The following is a 1,783-nucleotide window of genomic DNA, read 5'->3' as shown; positions in this document are numbered from 1 at the left end:
GATGGATGCTGAAGCGTGGTAACTCCAGTCTCCTCGGTCCGGTCCGAATGGACAACCTCTCGAAAGCTCACACCTAGTGCGCCCAACATCAGCGCCTTGGTGCTGTGCTGCTCGACCTCAGAATGGCTCGATTGTTCGACAGGTTCTGCCTCGTTACCAGCATTGGTAAGGGCCATGGACGACACTCCGATAAGCGCGCGGTGCTCTACGCTTGCTGCACTGCAATATCAAGTTCCGTCACGTAATGTCTGCCGTCTCGCCTGTCGTTGCTCGCCTTGGTAGACTCGCCAGCCCGCAGCCCTACCGAGCAGCAATAGCGCCCCGGCAGAACCCTCAATCGCCCAGATCAATGAATGGTTATCGCCCACAGTGCCCCCCCGCGATGCGGCCGATGGCGACCAGGGTGTCGTGGGCGCACAAGGATGGCGCTTTCCTGATGACGCCGTGCTCCAGGTGTGATCGCACCGTTGCTGCGCAAGCCATTTACTTGCTCGTCCCAGCGAGGACCGTGGCCAACTGGAACGCAGGGCCACGCCGCTCACCGGCCGCACTTTGCGGCGCAGATAACGATTCGATCTCCGCGGCGAGATTCTGGTTGAAGAAGCCACCAAGCTTGTCGAAGGACACACGGTCGTAATATCGACATGCCAGTATCCTTCCGCAACCCAGAAAAGCTCCTTGGGCTCCGCTGCGCGCGCCACGAACAACCCGATCTTCTCTGCGAAGAGGACGCCGTAATCCTTCAGGTTGAAGCCAAACCGGGGGGCGGCCGTGACGTATGGGCGAAGGGCTAGGAGGCGGGTTCGGTGAGGAACGGCATTGATGTCCACGCCGTCTCCTGGAAAGACAGAGGAATGCGGTGTCACCGACTGGCGCCGGAGGTTGATCCGGTGATTAGGAGGAGCACTCGTTGTCGGATTCTCGACGATGTCGGACATCTGACACAACGCTGCCAGAGCGATCACGTTGTTCCGAAACGATTTTCCCAGTTGGCACGACAATTGCGGTCCTATGCGCAAAAGCACTGCGATGCCGCACCGACTGGAAGAACTCATCAATGATCACGCTTTTCGAACATGTGGGCGCCGCTACCAACACTAAGCGTTCCCGATCAAACGGAAGCCTCTATCCCTTCTTTCTGAAGGCTGTCCGGACATGAACGCATTTGATGTCCGTCCAACGCTGGATGCTCCCGACGACGATCTCTATCTTTGGCTTGAAGATGTGGAAGGCGAGCGGGCACTTGCCTGGGCCGCCGGCCAGTCGGCAAAGACCCTGAAGCACTTCAGTGGAACGCAGTTCGAGCGCGACCGCGCGACTCTGAAGGCAGGCCTGTTCCCTAAGCGGCGTCGCATCTCCCCCGGCCGAGTCGCATGGCTTGAATCCGATATCAGGGCTTGGATGGAAACTAGATCTGAGAGCCGCACCGCATGAATGTAGCCTCCCAATATCTTCTCCCGTCTGTGGCGCATCACGAAGCCGGGCACGCGGTGGCCGCCATCGTTTTGCACCGTCAGATGTTCGACGACGACCGTGAACTCCCTGCTTTCTCAAGTGTTAGTATTTACCCCGACGCCGGTGACGGAGAGTGCGGTGGTTTTGTCGAAGGCACGGTTTTCTATTCAGCGCAAGGATTCACCTCGGAGCTAAAGCCGATTTTCGAGAACGATATGGATCGACATTTCCAACGCGATGAAGCGATCCAAGAGATAGTTGCGTGTCTGGCAGGTCCTTTTGCAGAATCCGCATTCGAAGGCTATCTGGACCCGCGCGATATGGCGAT

At 58.0% G+C, this 1,783-nt stretch carries 2 protein-coding genes; both read left to right on the top strand.

Features of this window, described 5'->3' with window-relative positions:
• Nucleotides 1-1,155: 1,155 nt before the first annotated feature.
• Nucleotides 1,156-1,434, top strand: coding sequence for an AlpA family phage regulatory protein (locus EOD29_RS37980; RefSeq protein WP_063169289.1), 279 nt, complete (start codon nucleotides 1,156-1,158; stop codon nucleotides 1,432-1,434).
• Nucleotides 1,431-1,783, top strand: a 353-nt coding sequence (locus EOD29_RS30540) for a hypothetical protein (protein WP_140671262.1), incomplete at its 3' end; no start/stop codon positions are given. The genes EOD29_RS37980 and EOD29_RS30540, both read left to right, overlap by 4 nt.

Source organism: Mesorhizobium sp. M1A.T.Ca.IN.004.03.1.1 (genome assembly GCF_003997555.1).
In the GTDB taxonomy this organism is placed as follows: Bacteria; Pseudomonadota; Alphaproteobacteria; order Rhizobiales; family Rhizobiaceae; genus Mesorhizobium.
Note: the sequence above shows the minus strand (reverse complement) of the source record. Positions and strands in the feature narration are given on the sequence as shown.

What these genes read in the sequence shown, in the direction of transcription:
- EOD29_RS37980 (WP_063169289.1), top strand. Translation starts at nt 1,156, where the DNA reads ATGAACGCATTTGATGTCCGTCCAACGCTGGATGCTCCCGACGACGAT.